Source organism: Rhizobium sp. BK661 (genome assembly GCF_024808825.1).
Taxonomy (GTDB): Bacteria; Pseudomonadota; Alphaproteobacteria; order Rhizobiales; family Rhizobiaceae; genus Rhizobium.
The window spans coordinates 103,768-119,635 of sequence record NZ_JANTYT010000001.1; the positions used below are offsets into that span (position 1 = coordinate 103,768).

Annotated in this window: 19 protein-coding genes; 8 read left to right on the forward strand and 11 right to left on the reverse strand. The window is 60.8% G+C overall.

The genetic code is table 11. The features are described from left to right. Nucleotides 1-5 precede the first annotated feature (5 nt). From FHX16_RS00425 to FHX16_RS00435, 3 genes are read right to left on the reverse strand one after another with little or no spacing between them, the layout of a single operon-like run. Nucleotides 6-791, reverse strand: a complete 786-nt coding sequence (locus tag FHX16_RS00425) for a cephalosporin hydroxylase family protein (RefSeq protein ID WP_210296709.1) — start codon at nt 789-791, stop codon at nt 6-8. Next, nucleotides 769-1,839: a class I SAM-dependent methyltransferase gene (locus FHX16_RS00430; protein ID WP_259126330.1), complete on the reverse strand. Its 1,071-nt coding sequence runs from the start codon at nt 1,837-1,839 to the stop codon at nt 769-771. Before FHX16_RS00430 ends, FHX16_RS00425 begins: the two co-directional genes overlap by 23 nt. Nucleotides 1,840-1,841: 2 nt before the next feature. Next, nucleotides 1,842-2,663 carry an NAD(P)-dependent oxidoreductase gene (locus FHX16_RS00435; RefSeq protein WP_183863195.1) on the reverse strand — a complete coding sequence of 274 codons (822 nt, stop codon included), beginning with the start codon at nt 2,661-2,663 and terminating at the stop codon, nt 1,842-1,844. Between the two features lie 123 nt (nt 2,664-2,786). Here FHX16_RS00435 and rfbC point away from each other — a divergent pair, with 123 nt between their 5' ends. Both rfbC and FHX16_RS00445 read left to right on the forward strand, forming a co-directional pair. Then, a complete protein-coding gene (gene rfbC / locus FHX16_RS00440) occupies nt 2,787-3,317 on the forward strand; it encodes a dTDP-4-dehydrorhamnose 3,5-epimerase (protein ID WP_183757767.1) in 531 nt (176 codons plus the stop codon). Between the two features lie 95 nt (nt 3,318-3,412). Then, the gene (locus tag FHX16_RS00445; protein ID WP_183863197.1) at nt 3,413-3,868 is read left to right on the forward strand and encodes a GFA family protein; all 456 of its coding nucleotides are present in this window, start codon (nt 3,413-3,415) and stop codon (nt 3,866-3,868) included. A gap of 50 nt (nt 3,869-3,918) precedes the next feature. Here the strand turns inward: FHX16_RS00445 and lepA are convergent, their stop codons facing one another. Continuing rightward, on the reverse strand, nt 3,919-5,751 hold the full coding sequence (lepA, locus tag FHX16_RS00450) for a translation elongation factor 4 (RefSeq protein WP_183863198.1): 1,833 nt from the start codon (nt 5,749-5,751) through the stop codon (nt 3,919-3,921). A gap of 141 nt (nt 5,752-5,892) precedes the next feature. Here lepA and FHX16_RS00455 point away from each other — a divergent pair, with 141 nt between their 5' ends. Continuing rightward, a complete protein-coding gene (locus tag FHX16_RS00455; RefSeq protein ID WP_183757772.1) occupies nt 5,893-6,459 on the forward strand; it encodes an XRE family transcriptional regulator in 567 nt (188 codons plus the stop codon). 21 nt (nt 6,460-6,480) lie between these two features. Further along, entirely contained in the window at nt 6,481-7,002 is a 522-nt protein-coding gene (locus FHX16_RS00460; protein ID WP_183863200.1) for a GNAT family N-acetyltransferase, read from the forward strand. A gap of 6 nt (nt 7,003-7,008) precedes the next feature. Here the strand turns inward: FHX16_RS00460 and FHX16_RS00465 are convergent, their stop codons facing one another. From FHX16_RS00465 to FHX16_RS00475, 3 genes are all read right to left on the reverse strand, one after another. Beyond that, nucleotides 7,009-7,476: a group III truncated hemoglobin gene (locus FHX16_RS00465; RefSeq protein WP_183863542.1), complete on the reverse strand. Its 468-nt coding sequence runs from the start codon at nt 7,474-7,476 to the stop codon at nt 7,009-7,011. A gap of 94 nt (nt 7,477-7,570) precedes the next feature. After that, the gene (locus tag FHX16_RS00470; RefSeq protein ID WP_259126334.1) at nt 7,571-8,422 is read right to left on the reverse strand and encodes a carbon-nitrogen hydrolase family protein; all 852 of its coding nucleotides are present in this window, start codon (nt 8,420-8,422) and stop codon (nt 7,571-7,573) included. A gap of 46 nt (nt 8,423-8,468) precedes the next feature. After that, nucleotides 8,469-9,179, reverse strand: coding sequence for an LssY C-terminal domain-containing protein (locus FHX16_RS00475; protein ID WP_183753812.1), 711 nt, complete (start codon nt 9,177-9,179; stop codon nt 8,469-8,471). Nucleotides 9,180-9,331: 152 nt separating this feature from the next. Between FHX16_RS00475 and recF the strand changes: the two genes are divergently transcribed. Genes recF through FHX16_RS00490 form a run of 3 tightly spaced genes read left to right on the forward strand, consistent with a single transcriptional unit; the run spans nt 9,332 to nt 11,747 of the window. Further along, nucleotides 9,332-10,456: a DNA replication/repair protein RecF gene (gene recF / locus FHX16_RS00480; protein WP_183863202.1), complete on the forward strand. Its 1,125-nt coding sequence runs from the start codon at nt 9,332-9,334 to the stop codon at nt 10,454-10,456. Beyond that, complete coding sequence (locus FHX16_RS00485; RefSeq protein WP_183753808.1) at nt 10,453-11,277, forward strand: molybdopterin-synthase adenylyltransferase MoeB; 825 nt, start codon at nt 10,453-10,455, stop codon at nt 11,275-11,277. The genes recF and FHX16_RS00485 overlap by 4 nt, the downstream gene beginning before the upstream one ends. After that, nucleotides 11,274-11,747: a GNAT family N-acetyltransferase gene (locus FHX16_RS00490; RefSeq protein WP_183863204.1), complete on the forward strand. Its 474-nt coding sequence runs from the start codon at nt 11,274-11,276 to the stop codon at nt 11,745-11,747. Before FHX16_RS00485 ends, FHX16_RS00490 begins: the two co-directional genes overlap by 4 nt. Here FHX16_RS00490 and FHX16_RS00495 read toward each other — a convergent pair. Beyond that, entirely contained in the window at nt 11,744-12,745 is a 1,002-nt protein-coding gene (locus FHX16_RS00495) for a D-glycerate dehydrogenase (RefSeq protein WP_114710473.1), read from the reverse strand. The two genes, FHX16_RS00490 and FHX16_RS00495, sit on opposite strands and share 4 nt — an antisense overlap. A gap of 181 nt (nt 12,746-12,926) precedes the next feature. Here FHX16_RS00495 and FHX16_RS00500 point away from each other — a divergent pair, with 181 nt between their 5' ends. After that, complete coding sequence (locus FHX16_RS00500) at nt 12,927-13,466, forward strand: SH3 domain-containing protein (RefSeq protein ID WP_016552194.1); 540 nt, start codon at nt 12,927-12,929, stop codon at nt 13,464-13,466. On the opposite strand, the gene FHX16_RS00505 is transcribed toward FHX16_RS00500, so the two are convergent. From FHX16_RS00505 to FHX16_RS00515, 3 genes are all read right to left on the reverse strand, one after another. Next, nucleotides 13,459-14,451: an adenosine kinase gene (locus FHX16_RS00505; RefSeq protein ID WP_183863206.1), complete on the reverse strand. Its 993-nt coding sequence runs from the start codon at nt 14,449-14,451 to the stop codon at nt 13,459-13,461. The genes FHX16_RS00500 and FHX16_RS00505 overlap by 8 nt on opposite strands. A 168-nt stretch (nt 14,452-14,619) precedes the next feature. After that, the gene (locus tag FHX16_RS00510; RefSeq protein ID WP_183863208.1) at nt 14,620-14,859 is read right to left on the reverse strand and encodes a hypothetical protein; all 240 of its coding nucleotides are present in this window, start codon (nt 14,857-14,859) and stop codon (nt 14,620-14,622) included. 423 nt (nt 14,860-15,282) lie between these two features. Continuing rightward, nucleotides 15,283-15,822: a hypothetical protein gene (locus FHX16_RS00515; protein ID WP_183863210.1), complete on the reverse strand. Its 540-nt coding sequence runs from the start codon at nt 15,820-15,822 to the stop codon at nt 15,283-15,285. Between the last annotated feature and the right edge of the window lie 46 nt (nt 15,823-15,868).

Here is a 15,868-nt window from a genome sequence, read left to right on the forward strand (position 1 = left end):
GAGTTCTATCTGTGTCGCTTCAGAAAGCCGTCGGGGGCCACGGTGATCATAAGCTTCTGATCGATCGCCCGGTCGATCTCGAATTCAGGATGCGTTTCGAGATACTTCCACACAGCCGTTTTCGGATTGTCGCCCGGTCCCCAGGATCGGTCTGGATACGCGTCTTCAGGCATATCTTCGATTAGCGTGTCGAAGACGACGCAATAGCTGCCGACCGAGGTCAGGGGCGCATAGGCCTCGAGCTCCGCCAGCACGTGGTCATGGGTGTGGTTGCTGTCCAGGCACACAAGAACGCGCTTGAAGGGCTTGGCGATCCGATGGACCTCGTCGATGACGGTCTGGTCTATGCTCGACCCTTGAATCATCTGAATGCGCGACGCCATCGGATGCGCTTCGATTGCCGTCCGGTTGTGCGTGCGGATATCAATATCGATGCCGAGAACACGTCGGTTCGAAGCGCGTGGGTCAAAGCTGACGCCGGCTTCCATCGCATCGGTCATATCAAGGAGCGCAAGCATGGATGCGCTGAGGATCAGCGATCCGCCATGTGCGATCCCGGTTTCGATAATCAGGTCTGGACGCGTCTCCCAGATGATCTCCTGCATGGCGACCATGTCCTGGGGGTACTGGATAATTGGGCGACCCATCCAGAAGTAGTTATAGGAATATTTCGGCTCGACGGACTTGCGCAGGAAATCGGAAGCGCTTCGTTTGAAGTCCTCGTTGCCTTGGATCGCGACAATGCGGTCGGCGACTTCGCTCTTGAAATCAGCCACGGTCGACCTCGACATAGTTGTAGGCGTTGTTGGACATTTTCTTGATCTCTTCAGAGTAATTGCGATTCATCACGTAGATATCGGAGCCTGGCGGCAGTCCGGGCAGCACCGCGTTCGGGGATTGAACTTTCAAGCCGGTCAAAGGCAGGAACTTGCCTTGCTTTGAAGGGTTGATGTCAATCACGGCGGTGACGGGACGGCCTTTTCGCTCCCGCAAAAGCGAAAATATCACGCCCTTCGAAGCACCACCCCAGACCACCGCTGTTTGGGTTTCGCCGGGGCTGATGCTCTCCAGCTTCTCGACGAAGTCCGCGGGCATTTTTACGCGGTCGTTCTGGTCGATCATCGGTTGGCGCAAAGTTGCCAGGTCCGCGACGACGTAGAGATACTGGCCGCCGAAGATTCTTCCGCTTGCTACAACGGTCCCGAACATTCGGTGGAAATCCGAAAGTCTGAAATAGTTGACGTGTTCGTAGAAGACGTCAAACCATGCCCGCTGCTCGCAGATCCAATCAAAGCAGGGAACCTCGATGTAAATGTATCCGCGCCCGCCGTTGGCTTCCTTCAGTTGGCCGAGGAAAGCGACCGGGTCCGGAATGTGTTCCAGGACATGCCGGAGGATGAGGCCGTCGCTCTCAATACCGCTGCCGGGCTGGAAATACTCCTGGCGAATTCGGCTGTTGGTGCCTTCATACGCAGGATCGAAGCCGGTTATCTCGACCCCGCGCTCTTCCAGCATCTCAAGGAAAAGCCCCTTGCCGCAGCCGACCTCAACGAGGTTCTTCTCGCCCATGTTCGCGGTAATGATTGACGCGACTTCCTCCAGATGGCGACGAAACATTGGGCTCAGGCCCTGCTCGTTCTGGTAAGATGTGTCATAGACCATCAGGTCGGGTTGGAACGCTGCGTTGCGGACGAGACCCGTGCGCACATCTTCCACCAGGCAGATGTCACCTTTCGGCGAGCCGAGGGCATCCTCCAAGGTGTCGTACATTCTGTTCTGAAAGATCGGCAGACCCCGCTGCTCGTAAAGCACGCGGACATCCGTTGGTGCTGCATTCAAGGCTATGGCACTCCCAAGACGACGGGCGGATCGACAAGATTGTCGGGCCGCGCCCCAAAATTTAGTAGGTCTCGCCGACCATACTGATCGGCGATTCGTTCCGCGAGTTCCCGCACCGTCACAGGAACGCCGGAGCAGACGTTGATAGCGCCCGTGGCTTTTCCGAAGATGACGTCGCATATGCGTGCGGCAGCATCATGGACATCCATGAAGTCGCGGACCTGCCTTCCCTCTGTGAGGTCTGCCCGCTGCCCCGCCTCGAGCGATTTTTTGAGATATGGCACGAAGCGACGCTCATCTTCGCCGTCTCCATACAAATAGAACAGGCGACACCACGCAAACTCGACGCCTTGGGCCGGCAGCCACTGCGAGAGCGCCATGAACGCCGCCGCTTTGGCAGCCGCATAGGGCGTAAGCGGCTTCAATGGTGTGTCAATCGAAAGCTTGCCGAAGCTAACGTCATATTCAAAGCACGTGCCAATGCCGACAAATCGGCGCACGCCTACCCCGGCTGCGGCCCTTGCCATCGTCAGCGTGCCGGAAAGGCAGTCCAGATTTTCCGGCGCCGTGAGATATTTTCCAGGCTCCGCGTACCACGCCAGGTGAATGATCGTATCGATCCCGGCAAGGGTATCTTTCCACCAGCCTTCGCTCTCGGAAAAAGGAGACGGGCTTTCCACGATCTCAATCGCTTCGACGTCCCGCAGCTTTTCGACGGCTTTCGGTCGAAGGACCACACGCAAGTCGGTCCCCTGCGCGACAAGTGTGCGCAGGACGTGTTGGCCCACGAACCCGGAGGCTCCGGTGATAAGTACTTTGCCCAAATCAGTGCTCTCGAACAGTGGCTGCTAATGAGCCCTTTTTGGGTGTGAGGTCAAGTTTGCGCGGGTTGAAACAAGGCGATAAAGCATTCTGTCGGCTATCCTCAAACGTTCCGGTCGAGTTCCATGTCCCGTTTCAATCGCATCCCGACTGCCCTCAGCAATCTCCTCGTCGTCGAGCGTCAGCGGCTTGGCGATGAGCGCGGCTTTTTCTCGCGCTTCTTCTGTACCGAGGAGCTTTCGGATTTCGGCATCGGTCGCATCGCGCAGATCAATCACACGATGACGCAGGCGAAAGGGGCCATTCGCGGAATGCATTTCCAGCGTGCCCCGCACGACGAAGCGAAGTTCGTCTCCTGCCTCGCCGGGGCCGTCTTCGATGTCGCAGTCGATCTTAGGCCGCAGTCGCCAACCTATCTCATGTGGCATGGCGAGGTTCTCTCCGCCGAGAACGCGCGGTCAATGATGATCCCGCCGGGTTTTGCCCATGGTTTCCAGACGCTGACGGAAAACTGCGAACTGATTTACCTGCACGACAAGCCATACGCGCCGGGAGCCGAGGGCGGCGTCAACGCGCTCGATCCGAAGATCGCCATCGGCTGGCCGCTGCCGGTCGAGCAGATGTCCGAGAGGGATCGCAATTTCCCGATGCTCTAGGGGAGCATCTGCCGGTGCGTTTGTCGTTCGCGGTGGGCGGGTTTGACGCCGGACTGACTGCCGCTAGATTGAGCACGGCGAAAAAGGAGGACGTGATGAGTGAAGTCGATCTGCCTTGGGAGGGCGGCTGCCGATGTGGGCGCGTGCGATTGAAGATCAGCGCCAAGCCGCTTTTGACCATGGCCTGCCATTGCACGGGCTGCCAGAAGATGTCGTCGAGTGCCTATTCGCTGAGTGCCGCGATCCCGGCGGAAGGCTTCGCGATTACGGAAGGGGAGCCAGTGGTCGGCGGTTTGCACGGCGCCGAGGCGCACCATTATTTCTGCGGCCACTGCATGACCTGGATGTTCACGCGATCGGAAGGAATGGACTGGTTCGTCAACCTCCGCCCGACGATGTTGGACGATCCGCGCTGGTTCAAACCGTTTATTGAGACCTGGACGCGTGAAAAGCTGCCCTTTGCCGAAACCGGCGCAGCCCGCAGCTATGAGGCGCTACCGGAGATGGACGCCTATGAGGGATTGGTGAAGGAATACATGGCCTGCAGCTGAGGCATGTCGCAGCCCGGCCATGCGCGCCGGCCGGGCTGGATGTTGGTTCCTTACTCGTCGCCCATCTTGAGCGCGGCGATGAAGGCTTCCTGCGGAATCTCCACCTTGCCGAACTGGCGCATGCGCTTCTTGCCTTCCTTCTGCTTATCCAGAAGTTTGCGCTTGCGGGTGGCGTCACCGCCGTAGCACTTCGCCGTCACGTCCTTGCGCAACGCCGAGATCGTCTCGCGGGCAATGACGTTGCCGCCGATCGCGGCCTGGATCGGGATCTTGAACATGTGCTTCGGGATCAGCTCCTTCAGCCGCTCGCACATGTCGCGACCGCGCTTTTCGGCAGACGCGCGGTGGACGAGCATGGACAGCGCATCGACCGGCTCGCCGTTGACGAGGATCGACAGCTTCACGAGGTTGCCTTCGCGATAACCTTCGAGGTGATAATCGAACGACGCATAGCCCTTCGAGATCGACTTCAGGCGGTCGTAGAAGTCGAAGACGACTTCATTGAGCGGCAACTCATAGGTAACCATGGCGCGCGTGCCGACATAGGTGAGTTCGGTCTGGATGCCGCGACGGTCCTGGCAGAGCTTGAGAATGCCGCCGAGATAATCGTCCGGCGTCATGATCGTCGCCTTGATCCACGGCTCGCGGATCTCGTCGATCTTGACGACATCCGGCATGTCGGCCGGGTTGTGCAGTTCGCGCTCGCTGCCGTCGGTCATCGTCAGCTGGTAGACCACCGAAGGCGCAGTGGCGATCAGGTCGAGGTCGAATTCGCGCTCAAGGCGCTCCTGAATGATTTCAAGGTGCAGCAGGCCAAGGAAGCCGCAACGGAAGCCGAAGCCGAGAGCCGCGGACGATTCCATCTCGAAGGAGAAGGAGGCGTCGTTGAGGCGAAGCTTGCCCATCGCGGCGCGCAGATCTTCGAAGTCGGCGGCATCAACAGGGAAGAGACCGCAGAAGACGACCGGCTGTGCTGGCTTGAAGCCCGGCAAGGCCTGCGCGGTCGGGCGCTTGTCCTCGGTGATGGTGTCACCGACGCGCGTGTCGGCCACTTCCTTGATCGATGCGGTGATGAAGCCGATCTCGCCGGGGCCGAGGCTGTCGACATTGACCATCTTCGGTGTCAGCACGCCAACACGTTCCACCTGGTACTTGGCGTCCGTGCCCATCATGCGGATCGTCTGGCCCTTTGTCAGAACACCGTCGATAATGCGGACGAGAACCATGACGCCGAGATAGGTGTCATACCAGCTGTCGACGAGCAGTGCCTTCAGCGGAGCCTTCTCGCCGCCCGGGCTCTTCGGCGCCGGCAGCTTCGCAACGATGGCTTCGAGAACGTCGGGGATACCGAGACCAGTCTTGGCCGAAATCAGCACGGCCTCGGAGGCGTCGATGCCGATGACTTCCTCGATCTGTTCCTTGATGCGGTCCGGTTCGGCCGCCGGCAGGTCGATCTTGTTGAGGACGGTGACGAGCTCGTGATTGTTGTCGATCGCCTGATAGACGTTGGCAAGCGTCTGGGCTTCCACGCCCTGCGACGCATCGACGACCAGCAGCGAACCTTCGCAGGCCGACAGCGAGCGCGAGACTTCGTAGGCGAAGTCGACGTGGCCGGGCGTGTCGATCAGGTTCAGGATATAGGTCTCTCCATCCTTGGCCTTGTAGTGCAGGCGCACCGTCTGGGCCTTGATGGTGATGCCGCGCTCGCGCTCGATATCCATGTTGTCGAGCACCTGCTCGGACATCTCGCGCTCGGCGAGGCCGCCCGTCGATTGGATCAGGCGGTCGGCAAGTGTCGATTTGCCGTGGTCGATGTGGGCCACGATCGAGAAGTTGCGGATATGGGAAAGCGGAGTGGTCGGATTGGTGCTCATGCGCGCCATATAGCAGCGCCGCCCCTTGCCGCAAAGCGGAAAAGCAGGGGTTCGTTTACGATAACTCGCTGTTTCTCAGGCGGAAACTTGGCGCTTGATTCCATGATCAGACTATGTATTTCTATTATAGTAGAAATACTGGATCGAATAATGGAACAGGAACTGGAAAAGGCGATCGCCATTCGCATCCGCAAGCTGCGGGTGCAGAAGAATATGACGCTCGACGACCTCGCCAACGCCTCGGGTGTCAGCCGTGCGATGATCTCGCGGATCGAACGTGGTGAAGCTAGCCCGACAGCCTCGCTGCTCGCGAGAGTTTGCGCAGCGCTCGGTTTGTCGCTTTCGGCGTTCTTTGCCGAGGAGGGTGAGGCCTCGCCGCTGTCGCGCCGGCAGGAGCAGCAGGTCTGGAGGGATCCGGAGACGGGCTACCTCAGGCGCTCCGTCTCGCCGCCCGGCGCCGCGTCCGATGTCGACATCGTGGACGTCGAGTTTCCGCCAGGCGGTCGCGTCAGTTTTCCTCCGCACGCCGCAAGCAGCGGTATGGCCCAGCACATTTGGTTGTTCGATGGCGAGATGGAAATGACGACGGGTGACACGGTCTACCGGCTGCTGCCGGGCGACTGTCTTTTCATGCCGGTCGGTGAAGGCCATGTTTTCCATAACCCCGGCAACATTCCTGCCCGCTATTGCGTCGTGCTCGACCGGCGCGGGCGCTAATTCATTTCAGGAGAAAAAGTGATGACAGCAATGATCCGCCTTCTTGACGCGGCACAGGCCCGCATGGCGATACCAGACCTTTGCGAGGTGCTGACCGACTGCGTCAACGGCGGCGCCTCCGTCGGCTTCATGCAGCCCTACACCCATGCCGATGCGGAGCCCTATTGGCAGGGCGTTGCAGATGCCGTTGCTTCAGGCGCGACGCTGCTCTTCGTCGCCGAGATTGAAGGCCGGAGCGTCGGCACGGTGCAGGTCGGTGCGGCGCAGATGCCGAACCAGCCGCATCGCGGCGATCTGAAGAAACTGCTGGTGCATCGCTCCGCGCGCGGCAAGGGGTTGGCGCGCGTGCTGATGGTTGCGGCTGAACGCGAAGCGGCCGCGCGCGGCAAGACGCTTCTGGTGCTTGACACCGCAACCGGAAGCGACGCCGAGGCGATCTATCCACGGCTTGGCTGGGAGCGGGTGGGGGTCATCCCGGACTATGCGCTGTGGCCGGAAGGTGGCCTCTGCGCCACGACGTTTTTCTACAAGCGTGTTGCCTGAACTGGCTTAGGCGGGCTTCCGCTTCGGATCGTCGAGCGCCGGGTTGTAGAACAGCGATAGCGTCAGGCTACGGGCGATCCGCTCCGCGGTTGCCATGAACCAGGCTTTGGCCTCGGGGTTCGGGGCGATATCGCTAAGCGTCTCGGAAAACAGCGCCAGCCATTGGGGGAAAAGATCGGCAGACAGGTTCGCGACACCGGTATGCGCCTGCACTGGCTTGCCGCCATAGGCGCCGCTGCGCAAAGCGACCGACGACCAGAAACTCTTCATTTTCTGCATATGCTCCGGCCAGCGACCGGAGAGCCTGGCATCGAATACTGGCCCAAGCGTCGGATGCTGGAGCACCCGGCCGTAGAACGTCTCGACCAAGTGATCGATGAACGCATCATCGATCCCCATCGCCTTCATTTCGGCTTCTGCGCGCTCGCGGATGGCGGCCACATGCGCAGCACGGCCCTGTATTTCGGTATCCATCATGAACTCCGGCACGTCGCAACCCGCGACTCCGGACATATAGACGGTCGACGCCCCAAGATGAAGGCACTGCGACGCAATGCAGCATTGCGCGTCAATAGACGTTTCTGTTTTCGCTTCTGGGATCATCGACGATCTTCTCGCGATAGATGTCGCCCGCTCGCGCCTTCAGCCGCCAAGGCCGGGCCTTCCGCAGCGGGATGTCGTAGACAGGGTCGTCGCGATCGAGAACCGCCGTCACCAGGCACGGTTCGGGCGTTGCGGGACACTGCGCCACCCATTTTCCGTCCGGGCCGATGATGCCGGCCGGCCCTTTGGGTGCCTTCTGGACCGGCGTCGCAGCGCCGATCCAGATGCAGTTCAGCCCCGCATGAGCGCGAAGCGCGATCTGGAAGTACTCGGCAAGGCCATACGAGGAAAAAAGCACGGCATCGACGCCGAGCGTCTCATATTCTTGAAACACCTCCTGAAATTGAGATTCGATGCAGATAGCGCAGCCAAATCGATATTCGCCTACGGCGAAAGTGATGGGTGCGGTGCCTGGAGAATACCAACCGCCGAGTTCGCTGTTCGACAGGTACCTCTTGTCGTAGCGGGTGAGAAGCGCTCCTTCTTCGGAGAAGACGTAGAGGCTGTTGTGCGGCGGGCGGCCTTCCGCCAGCCGATGCGCTCCGCCGACGACCGCACAGATGCGAAGGTTGCCGCAGAGATCGGCGATCGCCCTCAGCTCCGCCTCCTGCCTGCTCCAATCGAAGCTCCTCCAGTCGTCGGGATGCATGATCTGGAACTTCGAGTAGCCCGAAAGTGAGCCCTCACAGAAGTTGATGACACGCACGCCGCCGGCGGCCGCGGCTGCTATCATGCTCCGGATTGCGCTGCCGTTCGCCGCAATGTCGGGAGAAACCAGGGTCTGTGCTGCGGCAATCTTCAACGGTCCGCCTCTCATGATTCGGCCCGCATCTTCCGCTGATTTGACGCAGCGTGGAAGCCGGCTATGGCGTGACGCCACGCAGCACGCCGATCAGTGCCTTTCCATCGGTGAAATAGGGATCGCCGCCGCCGTTGCGACCGGCCTTGGTGGCACCGATCCCGGCAATCTCGTAGGTCGACGACACTTGCCCGGCCGTCTGAAGATCTCCAATAACAAGATTCCGCTCGGCATCGACATCAGGAGCGATGTGATGGGTGATCTGGCCGGTGTCATGGCTGAAACCAACACCGCGATCAAAGCTCGCCGAGCCGAGCCACACCGGGCGCCCATCTTCACCGCTCTTCTTGGTTTCCCAGAAACGGACGTGATGGCGTTCGTCGGCGCTCTTGCCGACGGCCTTTTCAAACGCCAGATCCTGTTGGCGTCCCTCGAACAGCAACGGGCTCACGGGAGCGTCGAGGTCGGGCCGATCGAGCACGACACTCAATCCAATTTCTGCCGATGTTCGTAGCGTGATCTTGTCAGCCGGATCCCATCCAGCCGACGCGAATGCCCGGAGCACGTCCTCCTTTGCGCCGACAAGCCCGACATTGATGGGATCGCCGGGAATGTCCTGTTTGGTGGTGGTCACCATTGGGCCAAATTCCGCGACGCGGCTGGCGTCGCGATGAATCCATATTTCAGGCATGAAGAAATAGGCGACGACCAGATACGCAACCAACAGGATCGCCACACCGCCGCCCACTATCCGCGTTTTCGTCAACTGTCTCATCGAAGTCCCCCCGGCCTCGGCGTTATCATACGACCCTCTGACGATGACGCCAACGTGCACTCTTCCGTCGCGTTGTATCTGTAGCGGCGTCGAACCCTTGCCATCCGCTCTCGTTGCGCTTAGCTCTCGGACACCACGAATCCGGATATCGAATGCCGCACAAGGTCTCCCTGTCCCGTCTGAAGTTGACCGACTTTCGCAATTACGCGTCTGTCTCGCTGTCGTTCGACGGTCGGCATGTGGTGCTGACTGGAGACAACGGCGCCGGCAAGACCAACCTGATGGAAGCCGTCTCGCTTCTGTCGCCGGGTCGCGGCCTGCGCCGCGCCACTTATGGCGACATCACCCGTGTTGGCGCGACCGCCGGCTTCTCGATCTTCGCGGAGCTCGCTGGCATGGACGGTGAGGTGGAGATCGGCACCGGCGTCGATACCACCGACGACAGCGCCTCCCGCCGGCTGCGGATTAACGGCACGCCGGCAAAATCAGCCGACGAACTGACCGATCACCTCCGCCTTCTATGGCTGACGCCCTCGATGGACGGGCTGTTCACTGGTGGCTCGTCCGAGCGCCGTCGTTTCCTTGATCGGCTCGTCCTGTCGCTCGATCCGGCCCACGGCCGCCGTGCCAGCGATTTCGAGCGCGCCATGCGCAGCCGCAACAAGCTGCTCGACGAACGCCGCTTCGATCCTGCCTGGCTTTCCGGCCTCGAGCAGCAGATGGCGAGCCTCGGCATTGCGATGGCGATGGCACGGCAGGAGATGTTGGGCCTTCTTGCACGCCTCATCGACGAAACGCACGAAACCTCGCCCTTTCCCGCCGCGACGCTGGAGCTTGCCGGCTTCATGGATGGCCAGTTCTCGCGCCCCGCCGTCGATCTTGAGGATGAGTATGCCGCCATGCTCGCGGAGAGCCGCTACCGCGACGCCGCGGCTGGTCGCACGCTCGACGGCCCCCATCGCGTCGATCTGCTTGTCCGCCACCAGCAGAAGCAGATGGAAGCATCGCGGTGTTCCACAGGCGAGCAGAAGGCCCTGCTGGTCGGGCTGATCCTCGCCCATGCCCGGCTGGTCGCCAATCTCACCGGCCACGCGCCGGTCCTGCTGCTTGATGAAATCGCCGCACATCTCGATGAAGGCCGGCGGGCCGCCCTCTTCGACCTCATTGACGCCCTCGGCGGTCAGGCTTTCATGACGGGAACCGACCGTGCCATGTTCTCGGCCCTTGGCGAGCGCGCGCAATTTTTCACCGTTGCTGACGGAAAGGTTTTCGAATGACCTGTGCCGCTTCCCCCTCAACCGAAGGCCGTGCTAGCATCGCGCCCATGGAGCCCCTAAGCCCGGAAGAAATCGCGCGATATCAGCGTCATATCCTGCTTCCCGAGATCGGCGGTGCAGGCCAGCAGAAACTGAAGGCCGCCCGCGTGCTCGTTATCGGTGCGGGCGGGCTCGGGGCGCCGGTCCTGCAATATCTCGCAGCCGCCGGCGTCGGCACGCTCGGCATTGCCGATGACGATCGGGTTTCGCTTTCCAACCTGCAGCGGCAGGTGATCCATGATTCGGGAACGGTGGGCGAGCTGAAGACAGACAGCGCCGCCTTCGCGATTGCCCGCTTGAACCCGCACGTCAACGTGATCCGTTTTGAGGAACGCTTTTCGCCGGATTCTGCGCGCCGCCATCTATCCGGCTTTGATCTCCTGATCGATGGCTCCGATAATTTCGATACGCGCTATACGGCAGCTGACGCTGCCGAGGCGGCGCAAATCCCGTTGGTGACCGGCGCTGTTGGTCGCTTCGATGGCTCCGTCACGGTTCTGAAGCCTTATGCGGTGGCCGAAGACGGGACGCCGAATCCGACCTATCGCGATCTCTTCCCCGAGAAGCCGCCCGCGGGACTGATCCCGGCCTGCGCCGAGACCGGAATTATCGGCGCGTTGACCGGAGTGATCGGCACGTTGATGGCGATGGAAGCGATCAAGCTCGTAACCGGCACCGGTGAGCCGTTGATCGGCCGGCTATTGCTCTACGATGCGCTTGCCGCCCGCTTCGACACGATCCGCTACAAGCGCCGCCGCTCAAGGCAGAGCCAGGCATCATGAACATCGTCCGCATCGATGAGGATTTTCAGCGTTGGGACGAGCTGCTGGCGCTGATCCTGTCGTCGTTCGCCTATATGAACGATCGCATCGATCCACCGTCCTCCGCCTCGAACCTCACGCGGGCGACGCTTGCCGACAAGGCCCGCGTTGAAATCGCCTATGTGGCGATGGAAGGCGAAACCTTGTCTGGCTGCGTCTTCTTGCGACCGGAAGAGGGCTGTCTTTACATCGGCAAACTGGCGATTGCTCCGGTTTCGCAAGGTCGAGGCATTGGCCGTAGGCTTTTGGCGGTCGCGGAGCAGACGGCACGAGACCGGGCACTGCCGTCACTCCGGCTCGAAACACGAATCGAACTCGTCGAGAATCATGACGTTTTCGCGCGCTGGGGATTCGAGAAGACCGCTGAAAATGCCCATCCAGGCTTCACAAGAACAACGTCGATCGAGATGCGCAAGGCGATCTCGGCTTAGCGGCCCGGCAGCACCCGGTTTGGCGGGCGGTGACCATCGATGAAGGTCCGTATATTGATGATGACCTTATCGCCCATGTCGATGCGGCCTTCGATCGTTGCCGAACTCATGTGCGGCAGAAGCACGACCTTGCCTTCGTTGGCCAGCTTGACGAGCTTCGGATTGACCGCAGGTTCGTTCTCGAAGACGTCGAGACCCGCACCGGCAAGCTTTCCTTCCCGCAAACTCTTGATCAGCGCCGCCTCGTCGATCACGTCGCCGCGGGCGGTGTTGACCAGGTAGGCGGTCGGTTGCAGCAAAGCCAGGCGGCGGGCCGACAGCAGGTGAAATGTTGCCGGAGTCGAGGGGCAGTTGATCGAAACGATGTCGACGCGGGCAAGCATCTGGTCGAGGCTCTCCCAGTACGTCGCTTCCAGCTCGTCTTCGGTCGCGGGGTTCACGCGCTTGCGGTTGTGATAGTGAATCGAAAGGCCGAAAGCCTTGGCGCGGCGGGCAACGGCGGTGCCAATTCGCCCCATCCCGACGATTCCGATGCGCTTGCCGTGAATACGTCGCCCAAGCATCCAGGTCGGCGACCATCCAGCCCATTCGCCCGGCTGATCGGTCAGCACGCGTGCACCTTCGCCAAGCCGGCGCGGCACCGCGAGAATGAGCGCCATCGTCATGTCTGCCGTGTCTTCAGTCAACACGTTCGGCGTGTTGGTCACGGTGATGCCCTTGCGGGCCGCCGCCTCGACGTCGATGTGGTCCGTGCCGTTCGAGAAGCTGGCGATCAACTTCAACTGCGGTCCGGCTTCCTCGATCACCGTAGCGTCGATTCGGTCAGTCACGGTTGGAACCAGCACGTCGGCGCTCTGGACTGCGGCGATCAGCTCGGCTTTGGAGCGCGGCGCATCGTCGATATTGAGTTCCGCGTCGAAGAGTTCGCGCATGCGCGTTTCGACCGCATCGGGCAGCTTCCGCGTGATGTAGACCTTCGGTTTTTTCTTCGTCGTCATGTGCGCCGGCGCTAACTTGTAAAGAGGTCCTTAACCAAGACGCGGGATAATTTTCCCGTTCCGGGCAATTTCTACCAGACCCGCACGCGAAGACAAACAAAACTCGCTGAGCGTGCGCAGGAATGTCGAATTCCCGGAATCAGGCAGCAGTCCTGCCCTCCTCTGAGCAAACGGAAATCCCATGCATAGCAAAGTCCTGAAATCTTGCCTCGCCCTTGCGATCGGTTTCGTGCTTTCGGCGGGAACGGCTGAAATGGCCTCCGCACAGGCGGCAAAGGGACCGAGCGGCCTGCCGCTGCCGCGCTTCGTCACGCTCAAGTCCAAGCGCGTCAACCTGCGCATCGGCCCCGGCACGGATTATGCAGCTTCCTGGATGTACCTGAAGGCCGGCCTGCCGGTCGAGATCATTCAGGAATACGACAACTGGCGCCAGATCCGCGATGCCGACGGCACCGAAGGCTGGGTCAACCAATCGTTGCTGTCGGGTTCACGGGCGGCGATTGCCGCTCCATGGATGAAGGGCAAGGGCAAGTCTGTCTATGTCAACATGCGCCGCGACGCCCTGTCGTCGGCAACCGTCGTCGCCAAGCTCGAACCCGGCGTCATGATGAACATCGGCGAATGCAATGGCGACTGGTGCTTTGCCAAGATCGACGGCGCCGAAGGCTGGGTGGCGCAGTCGGAGATCTGGGGCGCTTATCCCGGCGAAGCCTTTAAATAAGGCTCGCCTGCTTGCCCGCTTCGGCCAGCGACTTCATCGGCCGCGGACCGATCTGCTGGATCACGATGCCGGCGGCGAGGCAGCCGAGCTTGCCGCAATCTTCCAGCGTCCGGCCCTGCGTGTAGCCGTAGAGGAAGCCGGATGCGAAGAGATCGCCAGCGCCCGTCGTATCGACCAGTTCCCTGATCTTGATCGCATCGACATAGAAGCGCTCGCTACCCTTGAGGATGACGGCGCCATCCTCGCTCATCGTCACCGCCGCGATCTTGCAGTCCTTGGCGATGCTGTTCAGTGCTTCCTCAAAGTCGTCGGTTTCATAGAGCGCGAGGGCTTCCTGGCGATTGGCGAAGACGATGTCGACGGTGCCGGAGCGCATCAGGTCGAGGAATTCGCCACGGTAGCGGTCGACGCAGAAGCTGTCGGAAAGCGTCATCGACATCTCGCGGCCGTTCTCGTGGGCGATACGGGCGCATTCGCGGATCGCCTCCTTGGCGCGCGGCGGATCCCAGAGGTAACCCTCGAAGTAGGTCACCTTGGACTGGGCAACCACTTCGGATTCGACGTCCTCAGGCCCAAGTTCGACGCAGGCGCCAAGGTAGGTGTTCATCGAACGCTCGCCGTCGTCAGTCACAAAGATCATCGAGCGTGCGGTCGGCGGGAACGTACCCTTCGGCTGCGTCTGGTAGTGAACGCCCTGCGCGCGAATGTCGTGGGCGAAGATCTCGCCAAGTTGGTCTTCTGCGACCTTGCCGAAATAGGCGGCCTTGCCGCCAAAGCTTGCGACTCCCGCCGCCGTGTTGCCGGCGCTGCCGCCGGAGGCTTCCACCGCTGGTCCCATGCGCGCATAGAGAAGCTCGGCGCGCTCGGCATCGATCAGGTTCATCGCTGCCTTGGTGATCTTGTTGTCAATGAGGAACTGGTCGTCGCAACGCGCGATGATATCGACGATGGCATTGCCGACAGTCAGAACATCGAATTTGGTCATGAAAGGGTAAGGTCCCGGTGTTTGGTGATAGCCGGTGATCGGTCTTAGCGAATTTTAGCCGCATGGGAAGCGGAAATGCCGTGAGAACCTATCGATGCCTTCGTAAAAGTTCGCCGTTGGGGATCAAACACCACGAGCCGGTCGCCGTGAAGTCCCACAGGTCGCGGTTCAAGCAACGGCCGCATAGATCAGGTCGGGTGCGACCGGCCACTCATTCCTCCGCAGCGCGGATACATCGAGCCGGCCACGCGGGTCGCGGCGGGCGAGGCCCACGAAGCGATAGCGGCTGCCTCGCGTGTCGATGATGCGTGCAGGAATGGGGCGGCCGTCGATGTGGCCGATAACCGGTCCGTCGGATTGCGAACCATTGAGGAAGAAATATTCGTGAGGGAGGTGTCTGCTCACCATCCTATTGCCTTTCGTCGTTCGGTGCGGCGCTCGCAGCAGACCCGCTACGGAGATGCCTTTCGTGTTCGGAACTGGCCTTCTCCAAAGGAACATTGCTTTTTGATGGCACTCTTGAAGAACGACGGCGTGTTCTCTTGATCTCCACGACGAATGGCTTCTTTTGGGGACGCATGCGGATTCCTGATTATGGATGAGGTGGCCAGCTGAACGAGCCGAAGTCGACCACCATGCGTTGCCCAGCGGCGATATGAAGAGCGGTCGAGCAAGAGCCAGTTATGTTGAAGTCACTCGGGTAGCCGTCGGCTCACGGCGCTTCATCACTAAGATGGGGGAAGTGGCCGTATGCTTTCCATTCGGCCGCGAGGCTTCCTGTATTAAAATCTCATAGTGAAGTGGAGGATCACCGTCGCGGGTAAGTCGATCTCAGTGTTCGATCTGCTGCTCTGCGACCGTACTGGCGATGATTTGATCGGAGCCTTTTGCATAGAGCGGAAGCGTCAGGGTGATTGCTTCGCTGCGTCCGTTGATGGTGGCTGTATATCGCTTGTAGATGCGGTCCTGCCCTTGTTCCTCGCCTGCCGAAACGGCGTTTGCCTTCTCGACCAAGGCGCTCTCGAAGACAGTTGCGTCGACGTCGCTCAATGCCACCGTGCAGCCTTCGACAATCTTGCCGCCAACGTCCGCGCGGGAGACCACCAGTGCACGAAAGCTCTCGCTCTCGCCGCCGCTGACAATCCATCCCTGGAGCGCTTCCGGGTTTTCCATCGGCGTGAAGGTGAGCGCCAGGTCCTGTGCCATCGAAGGCCATGCATCGACTTTCGCGCGCTCGGACGTACGCTCGAAGTCGGGACCTGAGGAAACGCAACTGTCGTAGAAGAACGCGAGCTTGGCGGTGGCGTCGTCGGCGAGGGACGGTCCGGTGGCGAGAAGCATGAAGAGGCAGACAGCAAAGCGACGCTTCATTTTGTCTCCGAGCATCAAGTCGGTGCGGCCTTTCAGCCGCACCGAT

What these genes read in the sequence shown, in the direction of transcription:
- FHX16_RS00425 (WP_210296709.1), bottom strand. Translation starts at nt 791, where the DNA reads ATGTCGAGGTCGACCGTGGCTGATTTCAAGAGCGAAGTCGCCGACCGC.
- rfbC (WP_183757767.1), top strand. Translation starts at nt 2,787, where the DNA reads ATGTCCCGTTTCAATCGCATCCCGACTGCCCTCAGCAATCTCCTCGTC.
- FHX16_RS00445 (WP_183863197.1), top strand. Translation starts at nt 3,413, where the DNA reads ATGAGTGAAGTCGATCTGCCTTGGGAGGGCGGCTGCCGATGTGGGCGC.
- lepA (WP_183863198.1), bottom strand. Translation starts at nt 5,751, where the DNA reads ATGGCGCGCATGAGCACCAATCCGACCACTCCGCTTTCCCATATCCGC.
- FHX16_RS00455 (WP_183757772.1), top strand. Translation starts at nt 5,893, where the DNA reads ATGGAACAGGAACTGGAAAAGGCGATCGCCATTCGCATCCGCAAGCTG.
- FHX16_RS00460 (WP_183863200.1), top strand. Translation starts at nt 6,481, where the DNA reads ATGACAGCAATGATCCGCCTTCTTGACGCGGCACAGGCCCGCATGGCG.
- FHX16_RS00465 (WP_183863542.1), bottom strand. Translation starts at nt 7,476, where the DNA reads ATGGATACCGAAATACAGGGCCGTGCTGCGCATGTGGCCGCCATCCGC.
- FHX16_RS00470 (WP_259126334.1), bottom strand. Translation starts at nt 8,422, where the DNA reads ATGAGAGGCGGACCGTTGAAGATTGCCGCAGCACAGACCCTGGTTTCT.
- FHX16_RS00475 (WP_183753812.1), bottom strand. Translation starts at nt 9,179, where the DNA reads ATGAGACAGTTGACGAAAACGCGGATAGTGGGCGGCGGTGTGGCGATC.
- recF (WP_183863202.1), top strand. Translation starts at nt 9,332, where the DNA reads ATGCCGCACAAGGTCTCCCTGTCCCGTCTGAAGTTGACCGACTTTCGC.
- FHX16_RS00485 (WP_183753808.1), top strand. Translation starts at nt 10,453, where the DNA reads ATGACCTGTGCCGCTTCCCCCTCAACCGAAGGCCGTGCTAGCATCGCG.
- FHX16_RS00490 (WP_183863204.1), top strand. Translation starts at nt 11,274, where the DNA reads ATGAACATCGTCCGCATCGATGAGGATTTTCAGCGTTGGGACGAGCTG.
- FHX16_RS00495 (WP_114710473.1), bottom strand. Translation starts at nt 12,745, where the DNA reads ATGACGACGAAGAAAAAACCGAAGGTCTACATCACGCGGAAGCTGCCC.
- FHX16_RS00500 (WP_016552194.1), top strand. Translation starts at nt 12,927, where the DNA reads ATGCATAGCAAAGTCCTGAAATCTTGCCTCGCCCTTGCGATCGGTTTC.
- FHX16_RS00505 (WP_183863206.1), bottom strand. Translation starts at nt 14,451, where the DNA reads ATGACCAAATTCGATGTTCTGACTGTCGGCAATGCCATCGTCGATATC.
- FHX16_RS00510 (WP_183863208.1), bottom strand. Translation starts at nt 14,859, where the DNA reads ATGGTGAGCAGACACCTCCCTCACGAATATTTCTTCCTCAATGGTTCG.
- FHX16_RS00515 (WP_183863210.1), bottom strand. Translation starts at nt 15,822, where the DNA reads ATGAAGCGTCGCTTTGCTGTCTGCCTCTTCATGCTTCTCGCCACCGGA.